This window comes from Phenylobacterium sp., assembly GCF_036963605.1.
GTDB lineage: Bacteria > Pseudomonadota > Alphaproteobacteria > Caulobacterales > Caulobacteraceae > Phenylobacterium.
Genome location: NZ_JBALUY010000015.1, coordinates 15,551 through 34,404, shown reverse-complemented (window position 1 = coordinate 34,404; position 18,854 = coordinate 15,551). Strand labels below are relative to the sequence as shown.

The following is an 18,854-nucleotide window of genomic DNA, read 5'->3' as shown; positions in this document are numbered from 1 at the left end:
ACATGACGGCTGCTGATTCCGCCCTGGACCATGACGCCTTGGCCGAAGCGCGGAGCCTGCTGGCGACGCCGGCGGCGAGCGAGCGGGTGTGGCCCGTGCTGGCGGCGGCGGCTTTCGCTGCGGTGGCGGCCCTGGCCCTGGCAGGCGCCATGATCACGGCTCCGCCCGTCATCACCCAGCACCTGGCGGGCGAATCGGGCGCCGCACTGGACGACGCGCCGCTCGGCGAAACGCCCCTCAGCGAGGCGCCTTAGACGAAACGCCAGGCGTCCTCTGCGGCGCTGCGAAGGGCGCGGGCCTTGTGCAGCGTTTCGTCGTACTCGGCGTCGGGATCGGAATCAGCCACCACGCCGCCGCCCGACTGGATGTACATCTGGCCGTCCTTGAAGCAGGCGGTGCGCAGAACGATGCAGGTGTCCACTGAGCCGTCGGCGCCGAAATAGCCGACCGCACCGGCATAGGCGATGCCGCGCTTCTCGATCTCCAACTCATCGATGATCTGCATGGCGCGCACCTTGGGCGCCCCTGACAGGGTTCCGGCCGGCAGGGCGGCCATCAGCACGTCCACCGGATCGACGCCCTCGGGAGCGTCGCCCTCCACATTGGAGACCAGGTGCATGACGTGGCTGTAGCGCTCGACGAAGAAGCTGTCGGTCACCCGCACGCTGGGACCTTTGGGGCGGGCCTCGGCGGTGTTGCGCCCAGACTGGCGCAGCATGGCCACTCGGCCCACATCGTTGCGGCCGAGATCCAGCAGCATCAGGTGCTCGGCCCGTTCCTTGGGATCGGCGATCAGCTCCTGTTCGAGGGCCAGATCCTCTTCGGGCGTTGCGCCCCGGGGGCGGGTGCCGGCGAGCGGGCGGATGGTGATCTTGCCGTCCCGCAGGCGGACCAGGATTTCCGGGCTGGAGCCGGCCATCTGGAAGTCGCCGAAGTTCAGATAGAACAGGAAGGGCGAGGGATTGGTCCGGCGCAGGGAGCGATAGAGCGCCAGCGGATCCAGGGCGAAGGGCGCGCGGAACCGGTGGCTGGGCACCACCTGGAAGATGTCCCCGGCGCGGATATAGGCCTTGGCCTTGCCGACGATCTCCCGATAGGCCTCGCGGCTGATCGGGGTGGTGAAGGCGTCGGTCTGGGGCGCGCCGTCCCGTTTCAGGGCTGGCGTCGGCCCCGCCAGATCGGCGACCACGGCGGCGAGCCGCGCCTGGGCCGCCGCATAAGCCGCCTCGGCGGACCGCCCATCGGGCCGCACAGTGGTGGCCAGGATGATCTCCTGGCCGATGGAATCGAAGATCGCCACCACGGACGGGCGCGTCATGACGCCGTCGGGCAGGTCCAGGGGGTCTGGATTGACGTTGGGCAGCCGCTCCACCAGCCGGACCATGTCGTAGCCCAGGGCGCCGAACACCCCGGCCACCATCGGCGGCAGGCCGGCGGGAATGTCCAGGCGGCAGGCGGCCACCAGGTCGCGCAGGGAGTCGAGGCTTCCCGCGGCCTGCGGCGTAAAGCGGCCCGCGGCGATATCGTCGCCCTCGGCGATCTCGGCCAGCTCGCCCCGGCAGCGCCAGACCAGGTCCGGCTTCAGGGTGATCACGGAATAGCGGCCGCGCCAGGCGCCCCCCTCGACGGATTCGAAGAGGAAGGCGTAGGGCTGGCCGTGGCCGATCTTCAGATAGGCCGAGACCGGCGTCTCCAGGTCGTCGATCAGGCGGGTCCAGACCACCTGCGCCGCGCCCGCGCCATAGCGGGCGGCGAAGTCGGAAAGCGCAGGCTCGATGATCACGTCTTGGGCTCCGGCGCCTTGGCGGGGGCCTTGGCCTCTGGGGCCCCGGCCGCGTCCGCCTCGTCATTACGGGGCTGAAGTCCCAGCACGGCCCGGGCGCGGTTCTCGTCGATACGCGCCCGAACCTTTTCGCGGGCCGCCAGGCTGGCGGCCTCGGCGAGGTCGCGGAACAGGGCCATGCTGGCCTGGCCGCGGCCATCCTCGACCGCGGCGGCGATCTCGGCCGTATCGCCCGGACGGATGGCTTCGAGCTTGGCCACGGCGACGGCGAACTCCACGGCGCGGGCGGTGAACACCTCATCGGGCTCGGCGGAGAAGGCCTTGACCAGCATGTCCTGGGAAAGCTGTTCGGTCTGCTGGGCGGTGGCGCGGCTCAGGCTGGTGGCGCGGGTCACCCGCGCGCCGATGGTTCCGGCGGCGGCTTCGAGGGTCTGGCCGCCACGCACGAGTTCGGCGAGTTCATCGGCCTTGGCTTCGAGCCGACGCACCATCTCCCGCTGCATCCAGGCGCGCACCAGCATGGGACGGACCTCGTCCAGGGGGGGCAGGGCGGCGGGGATGACGCGCTCGACCTTGACGGCGAAATACTGGCCCTCGGCCAGTTCAGCCAGATCGCTCTCGCCGCCGTCATCCAGCGCGAAAGCCGTCTCCAAGACCTTCGGGGTCAGGCCTTCGACCGGCTGACCCTCCTGCGTTCGGCCCTGTTCACTGATGGCCGGCAGGGTGACGACGGTGGCTTCAGCGACCTTGGCCGCCTCCGCCAGGGACGCGCCGCCGATATGGGCCTCTTCATAGGCCTGAGTACGCTCATAGACCTTCTCGGCGGCCGCATCCTCGCGGATTTCAGCCTCCAGCATGGGGCGCACATCCTCAAGGGTCGGCTGGCGGCCAGGGGTCACCGACGTGACCTTGACCACGGCGAAGCCGAGATCGCCCTCGATAGGCCCGCTGACGTCTCCGGCGGCCAGGGCGAAGGCGGCTTCCGCCACCTTGCGGTCGGCGATGGCGGTGCGCGGCCGACCCTCATAGACGATGGGATCGACGCCCAGATCCCGGGCCACGGCGGTCGGGTCCTCGCCTTCACGCAGGCGCTGGGCTATGCGCGTCGCGGCAGCCTGATCCTTGGCCGGAATCTGCACCAGGGTGCGGGTCTCCGGCTGGGACAGGGTGTCGCGACGGAACTCGAACCGCTCCTGAAGCTGTGCGTCAGTGACCTCGACTTCCAGGTCCTGGGGGCGCGGGGCGAAGCGGACCAGCGACAGCACACGGTATTCCGGCTGGGTCAGCTGGTCGGCGTTTTCCTGCATGAAGGCCTGGAGCTGTTCGTCATTGGGCAGCTCCGGCGCCTCGACATTGTTCACGCCCACCTGGAAATAGCCCAGGTCGCGCTGCTCGCGGTCGACCATGGCCTCCAGGGCGCTGTAGGCCCGGGGCGCGCGCAGGCCGCTCACCAGGCCCGAGGCGAAGTGCTGCTGGGCGATCTCGTCTTCCAGCTGCGCCAGGAAGCCGTCGGGAGTCAGATCAGCCTGGGAGAGACGCTGCGCCATCAGGTTGCTGTCGAACCGGCCGCTGATCGGATCGAAGAAGGCGGGAATTTCCCGCAACTGGTCGGCTACCAGACTGTCGCCAGGGCGTATGCCCATCTTGTGCAGCAGGGCCGCCAGGGCCTCGCGGGTGGCGATCTGTTCGAGCAGGCGCGGGATGATGCCGTTTTCGTCAGCCATCTGCGGAGTGATCGGCTGGCCGACCTGCTGCTCGGTCTGCTGACGCCACTCGTCATATCGCCGGCGAAATTCCGTGTCGTCGATGGTGCGGCCGCCCGCCTTCACCACGGTGGTGGAGAACTGGCCCTGCAGGATGTCGGACATGCCGAACACAGCGAAGCTGATGATCAGCAGGCCGATCAGGAGGGCCGCCACCCAGGATTTGGCGAAGGCGCGGAAAGCGGTAAGCATGGAGGACCCTTCCTCGGGCGCGAAGTCCGGAGGAGCGGGTATAGTGGAGGCGGCTTCCCCCCCGCAAGCACGTGACAGAGTCGATCGCTTGGCTTAACCGCCAGATCGACCCCACGGAGAGGCCCTATGAACGCACCCACCCCCCTGATCGCCGGCAACTGGAAGATGAATGGGACGGCGGGCGCCCTGGCTGAAGCCCAGGCTGTGGCGGCCGGTGCGCCGGCCTCGGGCGTGCGGGTGGCGCTCTGCCCCCCCGCCACCCTGGTGGAGCGCATGAGCCGCGCCCTGGCCGGCGGCCGGGTCGCCATCGGTGGGCAGGATTGCCATGCCGAGGCCTCGGGCGCCTTCACCGGCGACGTGTCGGCTGAGATGCTGGCCGACGCCGGGGCGAGCCTGGTGATCCTCGGACACTCCGAGCGGCGCGCCGCCCATGGCGAGAGCGACGGCGATGTCGCCGCCAAGGTCGCCGCCGCCCTGCGTGGCGGGCTGGAGCCGATCATCTGCGTCGGCGAAACCCTGGATGAGCGCGAGGCCGGTCGCGCCCTGGAGGTGGTGACGCGGCAGGTGCGGGGCTCCCTGCCGGCCAACCTCGCGGGCAGGGCCTTCACCGTGGCCTATGAGCCGGTCTGGGCGATCGGCACGGGGCTTACGCCGAGTTCGGACGATATTGTCGAGATCCACCAGGCGATCCGGGCCACCCTGCGCGAGATGTTCGGGGCCGCGGGCGATGCGCCGGCCATTCTCTATGGCGGCTCGGTGAAGCCCGGCAATGCGGCTGAAATCCTTGGTCTGCCTGAGGTCGGCGGAGCCCTGGTAGGCGGCGCCTCGCTGAAGGCGGCGGACTTCCTGGCCATTGTCGCCGGCGCCCCGAAGGCCTAGCTAGGGGCCAAGCCCGCCCGCGTGCGGCGACGAATGGCGACGCCTGCGTCCCAAGAACGCTAGCTCGGCCCTATGGCCTTGGCGGACGGGGGATGATAGAGCGCGCGCTTGGTTTTTCGGCGCAACCCCTTCCTTGAGGGCGCGCGCCCGACGTTTTGGACTTGTCCATGCTGCTCGGCATTCTGCTCGTCATTCAGATCATCGTCTGTCTGGTCCTGATCGGCCTCGTTCTTCTCCAGCGCTCCGAAGGCGGCGCGCTGGGCATGGGCGGCGGCGGATCGGGCAACTTCATGAGCGCCCGGGGGGCTGGCGATTTCCTGTCGCGCTTCACCTGGATTCTCGGCGGCGTCTTCTTCGCGCTCAGCCTGACCATCACCCTGGTGTCGGGCCGGCTCAGCGGTGGCTCGGCGGTGGATCGGCTGAACATCGAGTCCCTCGACCCCACCCAGTTGAACCAGCCGCCCGTCGCGCCGATTCCTTCGGTCCCGGCCGAGACCGCACCGGCCGCGGATGGGTCGCTCGACGCGCCCGCCGCTCAGATCCGCAACCCCTTCCTCGACGCCGAAACCGGCGAAGGGGAGGGCGCTCCGGCCGCTCCGGCGCCCTAAGGCCCTCGAACCGACTGGCCCCTGGCGTCCCGTCGCGGCGTCTGGGCCGTGAGCTTCCAGTCACCGGCCGCCCTAGCGGCCACCCAAGACGTTTTGGCGCACCCGCAGATGCGGTGCTGCGCCCCGAATCGATGGTAGGTTGATCGCCCATGACCCGGTACATTTTCATCACCGGCGGCGTGGTCTCCTCCTTGGGAAAAGGTCTCGCCTCCGCCGCTCTTGGCGCGCTCCTGCAGGCCCGCGGCTATAAGGTTCGCCTGCGCAAGCTCGACCCCTATCTGAACGTCGATCCGGGCACGATGAGCCCCTATCAGCACGGCGAAGTCTTCGTCACCGAGGACGGCGCCGAGACCGACCTGGACCTGGGTCACTACGAGCGGTTCACCGGGGTCAACGCCACCCGCGGCGACAACGTCACCACCGGTCAGATCTACAAGACCATCCTGGAGCGGGAGCGCCGCGGCGACTATCTGGGCGCGACGGTGCAGGTGATTCCCCACGTCACCGACGAGATCAAACGCTTCGTCCTGTCCGATCCCGGCGACGGCGTCGATTTCGTGCTGGTGGAGATCGGCGGCACCGTCGGCGACATCGAGGGCCTGCCCTTCTTCGAGGCCATCCGCCAGCTCGGCCAGCAGTTGCCCCGGGGCAATGTCTGCTACGTCCACCTGACGCTGCTGCCCTATATCAAGACGGCCGGCGAGATGAAGACCAAGCCGACCCAGCACTCGGTGAAAGAGCTGCGGTCCATTGGCATCCAGCCCGACATCCTGCTCTGCCGCTGCGAGACCGAGATCCCGGCCGGGGAGCGGCGCAAGATCGCGCTGTTCTGCAATGTCCGCGAGAGCGCGGTGATCGAGGCCCAGGACTCCAGCAGCATCTACACGGTGCCGCTGGACTATCACCGCCAGGGCCTGGACACCGAGGTGCTGGACGTCTTCGGCATCACCGACGCCCCTGCGCCCGACCTCTCGCGGTGGGAGACCATCGGACACACCCTGACCCACCCGGACGGCGAGGTGAACATCGCCATCGTCGGCAAGTATACCGGCCTGACCGACGCCTATAAATCGCTGGTCGAGGCCCTGGTCCACGGTGGTGTGGCCAACAATGTCCGCGTCAGGTTCGACTGGGTCGAGGGCGAGGCCTTCGAGGGTGGCGAGGAAGACCTGATCTCCGAGCGCCTGACAGGGGTCCACGGGGTGCTGGTCCCCGGCGCCTTCGGCCAGCGCGGCTCCGAAGGCATGATCCAGGCGGTGCGATTCGCCCGCGAACACGAGATTCCCTATTTCGGCATCTGCTTCGGCATGCAGATGGCGATGATCGAGGCCGCGCGGAACCTGGCCGGCCTGAAGGACGCCTCCTCCACCGAGTTTGGCCCCACCTCCGAACCCGTCGTCGGCCTGATGACCGAATGGGTGCGCGGCAACGCCCGCGAGACTCGGGTCGAGGGCGACGACCTGGGCGGCACCATGCGCCTGGGGGCCTATGACGCGCTCCTGACGCCGGGCTCCAAGGTGTTCGACATCTATGGCGGCGCGGCGATCAGCGAGCGCCATCGCCACCGCTATGAGGTCAATATCGGCTATCGCGAGGCCATCGAGAGCACCGGTCTGCGCATGACCGGCCTGTCGCCGGACGGGGTCCTGCCGGAAATCTGCGAGCGTAACGACCACCCCTGGTTCGTCGGCGTCCAGTTCCACCCCGAACTGAAAAGCCGCCCCTTCGAGCCCCACCCCCTGTTCGCCAGCTTCATCGGCGCGGCCAAGGAACGGAGCCGGTTGGTCTGATGGCCGAGTTGGAGCGCTACAGGTCGTTCTTACGGTCGACGGCGCTTGAAACCTCGGGCGGATTGCGTCATACACCCGCGCTCACGTCGGCGGCCCCCGCGGCCGCCGTCTCAATTTTATACGCCTGCGAGACTCCCTATGGCCGTTCCTAAGCGAAAAGTATCGCCCTCGCGGCGCAACATGCGGCGCTCCCATGATGCGCTGGGCAAGAACTCCTTCGTCGAAGACAAGGAAACCGGCGAACTGAAGCGCCCGCACCATGTCGACCTGAAGACCGGCATGTACAAGGGCCGCCAGGTCATGACGCCGAAGGAAGACTAAGGCTTTTAGAGCCCGTCATCCGTCGCAAGACATCAAGGCCTCGCCCGGACCGGGCGGGGCCTTTTGCGTGGCCGATTGCCCGCCGCGCCGAAGGTGGCTAAGCCTCCCGGGCTTTTCAGACTCCCCGCCTGCGCCTGCCATAACGAGGACCGCCATGACCGAGATCGTCGACATTACCGCCCGCGAAATCCTCGACAGCCGCGGCAATCCCACGATCGAGGTCGATGTGGTGCTGGAAGACGGCTCCATGGGCCGGGCCGCCGTGCCCTCGGGCGCCTCCACCGGCGCCCATGAGGCGGTGGAGAAGCGAGACGGCGAGAAGGGCCGCTATCTGGGCAAGGGCGTCCTGCAGGCCGTCGAGGCGGTCAATGGCGAGATCTATGACGCCCTGTCGGGCTTTGACGCCGAGGACCAGCGCCGGCTGGACGACCTGCTGATCGAGCTGGACGGCACGGCCAACAAGTCGCGCCTGGGCGCCAACGCCATTCTGGGCGTCAGCCTGGCGGCGGCCAAGGCGGCTGCCGGCAGCGCCAATCTGGCGCTCTACAAGTATGTGGGCGGGGTCTCGGCCCGGGTCCTGCCGGTGCCGATGATGAACATCATCAATGGCGGCGCCCACGCCGACAATCCCATCGACATCCAGGAATTCATGATCCTGCCCACCGGCGCCGACTCCTTCGCCGAGGGCCTGCGCATGGGCGCCGAGATCTTCCACGGCCTGAAGAAGGCCCTGAAGGACGCCGGTCACAACACCAATGTCGGCGACGAGGGCGGTTTCGCCCCCAATATCGGCAGCGCCGAAGAGGCTCTGGCCTTTATCGTTAAGGCCGGCGAGGCGGCGGGCTATCGCTGCGGCGACCATTTCCACCTGGCTCTCGACGTGGCCTCCACCGAGTTCTTCAAGGACGGCAAGTACGTCCTGGACGGGGAGGGCCAGAGCTTCGATCCGGCCGGGATGGTCGACTATCTGGCCGCCCTGGTGGCCAAGTTCCCCATCGTGTCGATCGAGGACGGCTGCGCCGAGGATGACTTCGACGGCTGGAAGCTGCTGACCGACAAGCTGGGCGCCAAGGTCCAACTGGTGGGCGACGATCTGTTCGTCACCAATCCGGCGCGCCTGTCGGACGGCATCGGCCGGGGCCTGGCCAATTCCATCCTGGTGAAGGTCAACCAGATCGGCACCCTGTCGGAGACGCTCGACGCGGTCGATATGGCCCACCGCGCCGGCTACACCGCGGTGATGAGCCACCGCTCGGGCGAGACCGAGGACTCCACCATCGCCGACCTGGCTGTGGCCACCAATTGCGGGCAGATCAAGACCGGCTCACTGGCCCGCTCTGACCGGACCGCCAAGTACAACCAGCTGCTGCGGATCGAACAGGAGCTGGGCGACCAGGCCCTCTATATGAGCCGCAAGGCGATCAAGCAGATCTAACTGCGGTTCCGGCCCAGGCGCAGCGTCAGGGCCAGCATGGCGGCGGGGATGGCGGCGTAGAGACCCAGCCCCGCCGCCAGGCCCCAGGCGTCCGCCGCCAGCCCGACCAGGGCCGGGAAGCCGACGCCAGCCAGACCGATGGCCGAGACCACCGCGCCGGTCGATCCCGCCTGACCGGGCCGCAGGGTGAGCACGAGGCTCTGCAGGGCGGTGTAGAAGACAGCCCCGCTGAACCCGAAGACCAGGCCTCCGCTCACGATCAGCCAGGCCTGAGGTCCATAGGCCATGACGGGCAGGCTCAGCGCCGTGGCCAAAGCCGTAGGACCCAACACCCGCCCAGGCGCAGTGGCGGGGATCAAGCGGCCGGCCAGGCTGTAGCCAAGCAATCCGCCAACCAGGGCTCCGGCTGAGAGGATGACCGCCAGACCCGGTCCGTAACCGGCGACCTGGTCGAGATAGGCGATCATGAAGGCGAGCAGCGGCTCGTCCAGCAGGGCGAACAGCCCCATGATCACCGCCATCAGCAGCACCCGGCCGTCGGTGATCACCGCCAGCAGGTCGAGCGCCGGCTCGGCCTCATCCGGTCGCTTGTGCGGCGGGGGAAACCGCTGCGATCCCAGCCACAGGCCATAGGCCAGCATCAGTCCGCCGCCGGCCAGGAAGACGCCCCGCCAGCCGAACCCTGCGCCCGCGGCCACGGCCAGCGTCACCGGCGCCAGGAGATCGCCCGCGGCCGACCAGGCGTTCACCCGGCCCATCACCCGCGGCAGGTCGTCGCCCGCGAGATCCACCAACGCCACCTCGCATCCATGGATGAAGGCGTCGCTGGCCGCCCCCCAGACGAAGGCCGCGACGAACAGCATGATGAAGGAATCGCTGAGGCCGAAGGCGATCATGGCGCCGCCGTAGGCCAGGGCGCCGAAGGCAGCGAGCCAGCGGCGGCTGACATAGTCGGCGGCGGCCTGGAAGGCGATGCCTACGGTTCCGCCCAGGCTGAGAGCCGCCAGGACCAGTCCGCCCTGGCCGTAGCTTAGGCCGACATCCTCGCGCAGCGCCTCAAGGACGCCGGCGGGGAGGAAGGTGAACCACTCGTCGGCGAAACCGACCAGCAGCAGCGCTGTGAGGAGAGAATAGGGCGCGCGGGCCAGCGGCGGCAGGAGCCAGGCCGCGACATGTCTCAGACGACCGGTGGAGCGCCTAGATCAATTGGGCGGGTGCTTGTGATCCATGCTGGCCATCTTCATCGGCAAACAGCTGAGCTGCAACGCAAAATTAAGCACAATTGACGAGTCTGAGCCGTCTCAATTGCAGAATCGCCGTGCTCACAGGTCTTCGCTCCTACATCTCGACCGCCGCCTTGGCGCTCCTGATCGTCTATTTCGCGTACCACGCCCTGACCGGCGAGCAGGGCCTGCTGACCTCCGCCCAGCGGGACCAGACCCTGGCGGCCAAGTCGGCGGAGTTGGCGCGCCTGACGGCCCAGAGGCAGGATCTCGAGGTGCGCGCCAAACTCCTGCGCGACAGCTCGCTTTCGGCAGATCTTCTCGAAGAACGGGCCCGCTCCCTCCTAGGTTATAGCGATCCCAGGGATTATGTGATCCGCATTCAGGGCGATAACCCCACGGGCGGCTGACCTGCCGGCCGGCCCTGGGTTAGAGTGGCTGACGCAGAATCGACCCGGGAGAAACATATGGCGCGCGCCAAATCGGCCGCCAAGGCCGGCGACCAGCCGGCCGACACCGCAAACGATCTCGGCAAGGACGCCCTGCTGGGCTTCTACCGCAACATGCTGCTGATCCGCCGCTTCGAGGAGCGGGCCGGCCAGCTCTATGGCATGGGCCTGATCGGCGGGTTCTGCCACCTCTATATCGGCCAGGAGGCCATCGCCGTCGGGGTCCAGTCGATCCAGGAAGAGGGCGACCAGGTCATCACCGCCTACCGCGACCATGGACACATGCTGGCCTGCGGCATGGACCCCAACGAGGTCATGGCCGAGCTGACCGGCCGGGCCGGCGGTTCTTCCAAGGGCAAGGGCGGCTCGATGCACATGTTCTCCCGCGAGGCGGAGTTCTATGGCGGCCACGGGATTGTCGGCGCCTCAGCCCCGCTGGGCACCGGGCTGGCGCTGGCCAACCGCTATCGGGACAATGGCAAGGTCACCTTCACCTATTTCGGCGACGGCGCCGCCAACCAGGGCCAGGTCTATGAGAGCTTCAACATGGCCGCCCTGTGGAAGCTGCCGGTCGTCTATGTGATCGAGAACAACCAGTACGCCATGGGCACGTCCCTGGAGCGGTCGTCCTCTGAGACCCACATGCACAAGCGCGGGGCCTCCTTCCGGATTCCCGGCGAAGAGGTTGACGGCATGGACGTTCTGGCCGTGCGCGACGCGGCCAAGCGCGCCGCCGCCCACGCCCGCAGCGGCGAAGGCCCCTTCATCCTGGAGATGAAGACCTATCGCTATCGTGGCCATTCCATGAGCGATCCGGCCAAGTATCGCACCCGGGAAGAGGTGGACGAGGTCCGCAAGACCCGCGACCCCATCGAGCATCTGCGGGAGATGCTGGAGAAGGAGGGCCTGGCCGACGAGGCCGCCCTCAAGGCCATCGACGCCGACGTGAAGAAGATCGTCGCCGAGGCCGCCGAGTTCGCCCGCACCTCGCCCGAGCCCGAACCGGCCGAGCTCTATACCGAGGTCTATGTGGAGGCCGCCCAGTGACCGACATCCTGATGCCGGCCCTGTCTCCGACCATGGAGGAGGGCACGCTCGCCAAATGGCACGTGAAGGTCGGCGACACCGTCTCGGCCGGCGACGTGATCGCCGAGATCGAGACCGACAAGGCGACCATGGAGGTCGAGGCTGTCGATGAGGGCGTGGTCGAGGAACTGCTGGTGGAGGCCGGGGCCGAGGGCGTGAAGGTCAATGCGCCCATCGCACGCCTGGCGGGTGGCGAGGCCCCGGCCAAGGCTGAGGCGGAGCCCAAGGCGTCCGAGGCCGAAGAGGCTGAGGCGTCCGGCGATCCGGAAAAGAAGCCGCCCGCAGACGCCAAGGCCGAACAGCCGACCGGCGACGGGCCTGCCGCCATACGCCCGGCCGATCCGCCCGCCGATCCGGAAATCCCCGCCGACGCCAAGCTCGTAAAGACCACGGTCCGCGACGCCCTGCGCGACGCCATGGCCGAGGAGATGCGCCGGGACGAGGCTGTCTTCCTGATGGGGGAGGAGGTCGCCCAGTATCAGGGCGCCTACAAGGTCAGTCGCGGCCTGCTGGAGGAGTTCGGCGAGCGTCGGGTGATCGACACCCCGATCACCGAATATGGCTTCGCCGGCCTCGGCGTCGGCGCGGCCATGGCCGGCCTGAAGCCCATTGTGGAGTTCATGACCTGGAACTTCGCCATGCAGGCGATCGACCACATCGTGAACTCCGCGGCCAAGACCCACTATATGTCGGGCGGTCAGATCACGACGCCCATGGTCTTCCGCGGCCCCAATGGCGCGGCCTCCCGGGTCGCCGCCCAGCACAGCCAGGACTATGCCGCCTGGTACGCCCATATTCCGGGGCTGAAGGTGATCGCCCCCTATGACGCCGCCGACGCCAAGGGGTTGCTGAAGGCCGCGATCCGCGACCCCAACCCCGTCGTCTTCCTTGAGCATGAGATGCTCTACGGCCAGGAGTTCGACGTCCCTGAGGTGGACGACTATGTCCTGCCGATCGGCAAGGCCAAGGTCCGCAGGACCGGCGCCGACGTCACCATCACCGCCTATTCGCGGATGGTCGGCCTGGCGCTGAAGGCGGCCGAGGAACTGGCGGGGGAAGGGATCGAGGCCGAGGTCGTCGACCTCCGCACCCTGCGTCCCCTGGACCATGAGACGGTGGTCGAAAGCGTCCGCAAAACCCACCGGCTGGTGACGGTCGAGGAGGGCTGGGGCCCTATGGGGGTCGGCGCCGAGATCATCGCCCGGGTGATCGAGCACGCCTTCGACTATCTGGACGCCCCGCCCGCGCGGGTCTGCCAGGAGGACGTGCCTCTGCCCTATGCGGCCAATCTGGAAGCCCTGTCGCTGCCGTCGGTGGACAAGATCGTCAAGGCGGCCAAGGCGGTCAGCTATAGGTCATGAGCGGGCCGGCGGACCTGATCTGGCGCAGTGGCGGCTGCCATTGCCGGGCGGTGCGGTTCGAAGCCGCCTTGCCCGGCCGGGTGACCGCCCAGGCCTGCAACTGCTCGATCTGCGCGATGACGGGGTTCATCCACGCCATCGTGCCGGCCAGCCGCTTTCGCCTGATCCAGGGTGAGGACCAGATCACCACCTATCTGTTCAACACCGGGGTCGCCCAGCACACCTTCTGCAAGGTCTGCGGCGTGAAGAGCTTCTATCGTCCCAGGTCAAACCCCGATGGCTGGTCGGTGAATGTCCGCTGCCTCGACCCGGCCGACGACCTGGACTTCGACATCGAACCCTTCGATGGCCAGAACTGGGAGGCCCATGCCGCGGGCCTCGCGCACCTCTCCAAGGAATCCGCATGACCGACATCCTGATGCCGGCGCTGTCGCCCACCATGGAGGAGGGCACCCTCGCCAAGTGGCTGGTCAAGAAGGGCGATACGGTTTCGGCCGGCGACGTGATCGCCGAGATCGAGACCGACAAGGCGACCATGGAGGTCGAGGCCGTCGATGAGGGCGTCGTCGAGGAAATCCTCGTCGAAGCCGGCACCGAGGGCGTGAAGGTCAATGCGCCCATCGCCCGCCTGTCCGGCGGAACCGAGACCAAGGCGCCCGAGCCCAAACCTGCGGAAAAGGCAGCCCCTGAAGCCGCGCCGGCCAAGGCAGAAGCCAAGTCCGAGCCCGCCGCCAAGGCCGCCGAGCCCGCGCCACCCAAGGCGTCGCCGGCCAAGACCCGGGACGGGGAGCGCACCTTCGCCTCGCCCCTGGCCCGTCGGATCGCCGAGCAGAAGGGCCTGGATCTGGCGACCATCACGGGCTCGGGCCCCCACGGCCGGATCATCGAGCGCGACGTCAAGGACGCCAAGCCGGGCGCGAAGCCCGCTGCGGCAGCCGCTGCCGCGCCGAGCGAGCGTCGGGGCGAAACCCGTCCGGTCCAGTCCCTGCAGCAGATGGGCATCCCAGAGGGCAGCTACGACCTGATCCCGCTGGACGGCATGCGCAAGACCGTGGCGCGGCGGATGACCGACTCCTTCCGCGACGTGCCGCACTTCCCCCTGACCATCGACCTGGAGATCGACCGCCTGCTTGAGGCCCGCGGCCGCATCAACAAGATGCTGGAAAAGGACGGGGTGAAGGTCAGCGTCAACGACATCATCCTCAAGGCCTGCGCCGTGGCCCTGAAGCGGGTGCCCGAGGCCAACGCCTCCTATTCCCCCGAGGGCATCGCCCTGCATCACCATGCCGACATCGCCATGGCGGTCGCCGTCGAGGGCGGGCTGATCACCCCGATCATCCGCAAGTGCGAGACCAAGGGCCTGGCGCAGATCGCCCAGGAGACCAAGGATCTGGCCGAGCGGGCCCGGACGCGGAAGCTGAAGCCCGAGGAGTTCCAGGGCGGCACCTTCAGCGTCTCCAATCTCGGCATGTTCGGCATCAAGTCCTTCGGCTCGATCATCAACGAGCCGCAAGGGGCGATCCTGTCGGTGGGGGCGGGGACGAAACAGCCGGTGGTCCGCGGCGACCAGCTGGCCATCGCCACGGTGATGTCTGTGACCATGACCTGCGACCACCGGGTGGTGGACGGGGCGACCGGCGCCCGCTGGCTGGAAGCGTTCAAGGCTCTGATCGAAGAGCCCCTGGCGATGATGGTCTAAGGGGCCAAGGCACATGGATTTCGACGTCATCATCGTGGGCGCAGGCCCGGGCGGCTATGTGGCCGCCATCCGCGCCAGCCAGCTGGGTCTGAAGACCGCCATCGTCGAGCGTGAGGCCCTGGGCGGGGTCTGCCTGAACTGGGGGTGTATCCCCACTAAGGCTCTGCTGAAGTCCGGCGAGGTCTACGAACAGCTGCACCATCTGGCCGACTATGGCCTGGCCGCCGACAAGCCCCGCTTCGACTTCGCCAAGGTCATCGAGCGCTCGCGCAAGGTGGCCGGACAGCTGAATTCCGGCGTCGGTTTCCTGATGCGCAAGCACAAGATCGAGGTCATCGAGGGAACCGCGCGCCTCGAAAAGGGCTCGCCCGCGCCCAAGGTCGTTATCGCCCAGAAGACGGGCGGCGAGCGCACCGTGCAGGCCAGGCACGTGATCCTCGCCACCGGCGCGCGGGCCCGCACCCTGCCGCAGATCGGCCTGGAGCCGGACGGCGACCGGGTCTGGTCCTACCGCGAGGCCATGGTCCCGAAGGCCGCGCCCAAGTCGCTGATCGTCATCGGGTCGGGCGCCATCGGCATCGAGTTCGCCAGCTTCTACCGCGCTCTGGGCGCCGAGGTGATGGTGGTCGAGGCCTTGGCGCGCATCCTGCCGGTGGAGGACGAAGAGGTCTCCACCGCCGCCCGCAAGGCCTTTGAGCGGCGGGGGCTCAAATTCCGCATCGGCGCCACCGTCAAGAAGCTCTCCAAGTCCAAGACCGGTGTCGCCGTCGAGATCGAGACCGGCGGCAAGGCCGAGACCCTGGAGGCCGAACGCGCCATCGTGGCCGTGGGTATCGTCGGCAATGTCGAGGACCTGGGGCTCGAGGCCCTGGGCGTGAAGATCGAAAAGACCCATGTGGTCACCGACAAGCACGGCGCCACCGGCGTGCCTGGGCTCTACGCCATCGGCGACGTGGCCGGCCCGCCGTGGCTGGCCCACAAGGCGAGCCATGAGGGGGTTCACTGCGTCGAGCACATCGCCGGTGAGCCAGACAACAACCTCAATGCGCCCATCCCCGGCTGCACCTATTCAAACCCGCAGATCGCCTCCGTCGGCCTGACCGAGGCCGCCGCCAAGGCCGAAGGCCGCAAGGTGAAGGTCGGCCGCTTCCCGTTCAAGGTGAACGGCAAGGCCATCGCGGCCGGCGAGACCGAAGGCTTTGTGAAGACCCTGTTCGACGATCAGACCGGCGCCTTGGTGGGCGCCCACATGATCGGCTCGGAGGTCACCGAGATGATCCAGGGCTTCGCCCTGGCCATGACGCTGGAAGCCACGGAGGCCGAAATGCAGGCCACCGTCTTTGCTCACCCGACGCTGAGCGAGGCGATGCATGAATCGGCCCTCGACGCCTATGGCAAGGTCCTGCACATCTGAGCGCGTTCCGATAAGTGGGAACCGGTTATCGGGTCAAAACGCGCTCAAGGCTTAGAGTTAGCTTAGCCGGTTCGGCTCAGCCCGTGCGGCGCAGCTCCGCCTCGGCCATGCGCTGGATGGCGACATAGTCGGTCTTGCCGGTGCCCAGGACGGGGATTTCCTGGATGCGGATGATCTTGCGCGGCACGGTCAGTTCAGAAGCCCCAATGGCCTTGGCGTGAGCGATCAGCGGCTCGGGCTTCGCGTCGCGCTTGTCCGTCAGCAGGATCAGACGCTCGCCCTTGCGCGCATCGGGCATGGCGATCACCGCATGCCGGCATTCGGGCCAGACGGTGACGGCGAGGTCCTCTGCGGCGGTCAGGGAGACCATCTCGCCCCCCACCTTGGCGAACCGCTTCACCCTACCGAGGATCTTGATCCAGTTGTCGTCGGTGATGCTCACCACGTCGCCGGTGTCGTGCCAGCCGTCCACCGGCGGCTCGATCGTCCCGTCAGCCGCCAGATAGCCGGCCATGATGTTGGGACCACGCACGAACAGCTGACCGCCGCCCGGGATCCCCTTCACCGGCTCCAGCCGCGTCTCGACGCCGGGCAGGAGGCCGCCGACCGTGCCGCGGCGGTTGTCCGTGGGCTTGTTCACCGCAATGACCGGCGAGGCCTCCGTGGCGCCATAGCCCTCAAGCAGCGGGATAGGTCCAAAGCGCTCGGCGATCAGGTTGTGGGTCTCGTCGCGCACCTTCTCGGCCCCGCAGACCACGAACTTCAGACCCGACAGCTCGCCGGGTTCAGCGGCCCGGGCGTACTGGTTCACAAAGGTGTCCGTCGCCAGAAGGATCGCGGCGCCAGAGTCGCGGATCAGCGGCGGGATCTGCTTGGTGTGCAGGGGCGAGGGGTACTGGAACGCCTTCATACCGCTCAGGATCGGCAGCAGCACCCCGCCGGTCAGGCCGAAACAGTGGAAGATCGGCAGGGGATTGAACATCACCCAGGTCGGATCGAGGTCGATATGGGCGGCGATCTGGCGAGCATTGGCCACAAGGTTGGCCTGGGTCAGCACCACGCCCCGCGGCGCGCCGAAACTGCCGGAGGTGAACAGGATCACACCGGGATCGGACGGCTTGCTCGAAGCGCTGAGTTGCCTGGGCAGGAAGCCACCGGCGGCGGCGAACAGCTTGTCGGCCGCGCCGACCTTTTCACGAACATCTTCGAGATAGACGACCCGGGTGATCGGTTCGAGGGCGTCGATCAGATCGTGCAGCTTGCCCTGCTCGACGAAGCGATGGGAGGTCAGCACCGTCTTGACCCCGGCCAGCTCGCAGGCGGCCTTCAGGTTGCGGATGCCGGCGGTGAAGTTGAGCATGGTCGGCGTGCGGCCGATGGCGTGCAGGGCGAAGAAGGTGACCACCCCGCCGGCGCTCGACGGTAGCATCACGCCGACCCGCTCGCCCTTGGCGGTGAAGCCGGCGATCCTGCGGCCCAGGGCGAAGGCCGCGCGGATCAGGTCGGTATAGGTGAGGGGATTGCGCTCCTGGTCCTCGAGGATCGGCGTCTTCGCGCCGAAGCGGGCGCGGGCCTCGATGAGAGCGTCGAAGATCGAGACCTGGGCGTCGCGCGGATCGAAGTCACGGGTCAAGGGCGAGGTCCTCCGACTGGTGGACGCCAATTCATGCCGGCGCCCATCTTGTTGAGGCGGACCGTAGAGGCGCCCGACGAGCTTGGGAAGCTATGTGGCTGTACGCGCTTGGCCCGCCCGGAGCTTCACGCCTCCTGCGGGAGCGGCACGGCCCGCGCCTGGCGCGCGGTCTGGGCGATCAGGTCGCTTATCTTTTTAAACCAAGCTGTTCTGTGCGAATCCTCACCCAGGTGGAGCGCGGCGCCCGGATCCGTCATCACCCCATATTGGCAATTGGGCTGGGAGTCACAGAAGGCCCGGGCGGCGTCAGCGCCCCTGCCAGGGCTGATGATCAGCAGCGGGGGGAGCAGGCTTGGCCCGGCCAGAACCTCGGCCAGCGCCCGGGATTGGGCGGCGGCCCAGCCGAGGCTGGCGCCGGTTAGCCGCAGGTCAGGGTTGGCCGTCTGCCAGGCTTGGCGCACCTTGCCTCGCCAGAGATCTGAGGCGACGCCGGTGGCGTGGTCGTCCGGGGTTTCGCGGCTCCACGCCTTCCAGCCCGGCGCCGGCAGGCGCGATAGGCCCATGCGGCTGGCCAATGACTCCCATCGCCGTGGCGCAGGTTGGGACCGGAAGTCCGGCGCACTGAGGATTACCGCGTTGGCCGGCGCCCCGGCTTGCACGGCCATGGAGACGGTGAGAGCGGCGTCGCCCGCGGCTAGCAGGACCACCGGCGTATCGTCCGCGGGGCGAATGACGCCGGCGATGAGGCTCCGCACGGCTTCTGCGCCGGCCTCGAAGCCCTGTGTGTGGCCGAGGTCGTGGGGACTCAGATAGCGGCCAGATCCACCCTGGCCCGCCCGTTCCAGCACCCACGTGGCGTAGCCCTGGGCGTTCAGCTGCCGGGCGGTCTCGAACCAGACCTCTGCCGACTCGCCATAGGCCGGGACGATCAGCACATGGGCGCGGGTTCCGATCCCCACTGGCGAGGAGACCCCATAGCGCAGCTGGGGTTGGCCCTCGGCCTGGACGACCCCCCAGGCCCAGCCTTCCGGCGCCAGGAACCGCGGGGAGAGGCTGGGCGGGGGCCGGCTGTCGGTGAAGGCTTCACGGCCTTGGCCCGGATCGCAGGCCGCCAGAACCAGGGCGGCGATGAGGAAGAGGGCGTGGCGCATCGCGCAGTTTCAGCCCATGCGCCCCCTGCGACGCAAGTGCGCGCATTCACGGCTTGATCCGAAGCCT

General features: G+C 68.1%; 17 protein-coding genes. 12 read left to right on the top strand and 5 right to left on the bottom strand.

Features of this window, described 5'->3' with window-relative positions; all coding sequences use genetic code 11:
• Positions 1–2: 2 nt before the first annotated feature.
• Positions 3–254 carry a hypothetical protein gene (locus V7702_RS04675; protein ID WP_335648977.1) on the top strand — a complete coding sequence of 84 codons (252 nt, stop codon included), beginning with the start codon at positions 3–5 and terminating at the stop codon, positions 252–254.
• Here the strand turns inward: V7702_RS04675 and trpE are convergent.
• Positions 251–1,783: an anthranilate synthase component I gene (gene trpE / locus V7702_RS04670; protein ID WP_335648976.1), complete on the bottom strand. Its 1,533-nt coding sequence runs from the start codon at positions 1,781–1,783 to the stop codon at positions 251–253. The two genes, V7702_RS04675 and trpE, sit on opposite strands and share 4 nt — an antisense overlap.
• Entirely contained in the window at positions 1,780–3,738 is a 1,959-nt protein-coding gene (locus tag V7702_RS04665; protein ID WP_335648975.1) for a peptidylprolyl isomerase, read from the bottom strand. Before V7702_RS04665 ends, trpE begins: the two co-directional genes overlap by 4 nt.
• Positions 3,739–3,864: 126 nt before the next feature.
• Between V7702_RS04665 and tpiA the strand changes: the two genes are divergently transcribed.
• The 5 genes from tpiA to eno all read left to right on the top strand — a co-directional run bounded on the left by tpiA (position 3,865) and on the right by eno (position 8,771).
• Positions 3,865–4,617, top strand: a complete 753-nt coding sequence (gene tpiA, locus V7702_RS04660) for a triose-phosphate isomerase (RefSeq protein ID WP_335648974.1) — start codon at positions 3,865–3,867, stop codon at positions 4,615–4,617.
• Positions 4,618–4,784: 167 nt separating this feature from the next.
• Positions 4,785–5,225 (top strand): preprotein translocase subunit SecG, encoded by a 441-nt coding sequence (gene secG / locus V7702_RS04655; RefSeq protein WP_335648973.1) that lies wholly within the window; start codon positions 4,785–4,787, stop codon positions 5,223–5,225.
• Positions 5,226–5,374: 149 nt separating this feature from the next.
• On the top strand, positions 5,375–7,015 hold the full coding sequence (locus V7702_RS04650) for a CTP synthase (RefSeq protein ID WP_335648972.1): 1,641 nt from the start codon (positions 5,375–5,377) through the stop codon (positions 7,013–7,015).
• A gap of 138 nt (positions 7,016–7,153) precedes the next feature.
• On the top strand, positions 7,154–7,336 hold the full coding sequence (gene rpmF, locus V7702_RS04645) for a 50S ribosomal protein L32 (protein ID WP_300579361.1): 183 nt from the start codon (positions 7,154–7,156) through the stop codon (positions 7,334–7,336).
• Between the two features lie 154 nt (positions 7,337–7,490).
• The gene (eno, locus tag V7702_RS04640; RefSeq protein ID WP_335648971.1) at positions 7,491–8,771 is read left to right on the top strand and encodes a phosphopyruvate hydratase; all 1,281 of its coding nucleotides are present in this window, start codon (positions 7,491–7,493) and stop codon (positions 8,769–8,771) included.
• Here eno and V7702_RS04635 read toward each other — a convergent pair.
• Complete coding sequence (locus V7702_RS04635; protein ID WP_335648988.1) at positions 8,768–9,880, bottom strand: MFS transporter; 1,113 nt, start codon at positions 9,878–9,880, stop codon at positions 8,768–8,770. The genes eno and V7702_RS04635 overlap by 4 nt on opposite strands.
• A 209-nt stretch (positions 9,881–10,089) precedes the next feature.
• On the opposite strand from V7702_RS04635, the gene V7702_RS04630 reads away from it, so the two are divergent.
• Genes V7702_RS04630 through lpdA form a run of 6 tightly spaced genes read left to right on the top strand, consistent with a single transcriptional unit; the run spans position 10,090 to position 16,003 of the window.
• Positions 10,090–10,404: an FtsB family cell division protein gene (locus V7702_RS04630; protein WP_335648970.1), complete on the top strand. Its 315-nt coding sequence runs from the start codon at positions 10,090–10,092 to the stop codon at positions 10,402–10,404.
• 57 nt (positions 10,405–10,461) lie between these two features.
• Complete coding sequence (pdhA, locus tag V7702_RS04625; RefSeq protein WP_335648969.1) at positions 10,462–11,490, top strand: pyruvate dehydrogenase (acetyl-transferring) E1 component subunit alpha; 1,029 nt, start codon at positions 10,462–10,464, stop codon at positions 11,488–11,490.
• A complete protein-coding gene (locus V7702_RS04620) occupies positions 11,487–12,890 on the top strand; it encodes a pyruvate dehydrogenase complex E1 component subunit beta (protein ID WP_335648968.1) in 1,404 nt (467 codons plus the stop codon). The genes pdhA and V7702_RS04620 overlap by 4 nt, the downstream gene beginning before the upstream one ends.
• On the top strand, positions 12,887–13,297 hold the full coding sequence (locus tag V7702_RS04615) for a GFA family protein (protein WP_335648967.1): 411 nt from the start codon (positions 12,887–12,889) through the stop codon (positions 13,295–13,297). The genes V7702_RS04620 and V7702_RS04615 overlap by 4 nt, the downstream gene beginning before the upstream one ends.
• Positions 13,294–14,589, top strand: a complete 1,296-nt coding sequence (locus V7702_RS04610; protein WP_335648966.1) for a pyruvate dehydrogenase complex dihydrolipoamide acetyltransferase — start codon at positions 13,294–13,296, stop codon at positions 14,587–14,589. The genes V7702_RS04615 and V7702_RS04610 overlap by 4 nt, the downstream gene beginning before the upstream one ends.
• A 13-nt stretch (positions 14,590–14,602) precedes the next feature.
• Complete coding sequence (gene lpdA / locus V7702_RS04605) at positions 14,603–16,003, top strand: dihydrolipoyl dehydrogenase (RefSeq protein WP_335648965.1); 1,401 nt, start codon at positions 14,603–14,605, stop codon at positions 16,001–16,003.
• A 76-nt stretch (positions 16,004–16,079) separates the two neighbouring features.
• Here lpdA and V7702_RS04600 read toward each other — a convergent pair whose 3' ends face one another.
• Complete coding sequence (locus V7702_RS04600; protein WP_335648964.1) at positions 16,080–17,636, bottom strand: AMP-binding protein; 1,557 nt, start codon at positions 17,634–17,636, stop codon at positions 16,080–16,082.
• Positions 17,637–17,761: 125 nt separating this feature from the next.
• On the bottom strand, positions 17,762–18,787 hold the full coding sequence (locus tag V7702_RS04595; RefSeq protein ID WP_335648963.1) for an alpha/beta hydrolase: 1,026 nt from the start codon (positions 18,785–18,787) through the stop codon (positions 17,762–17,764).
• Positions 18,788–18,854 lie beyond the last annotated feature (67 nt).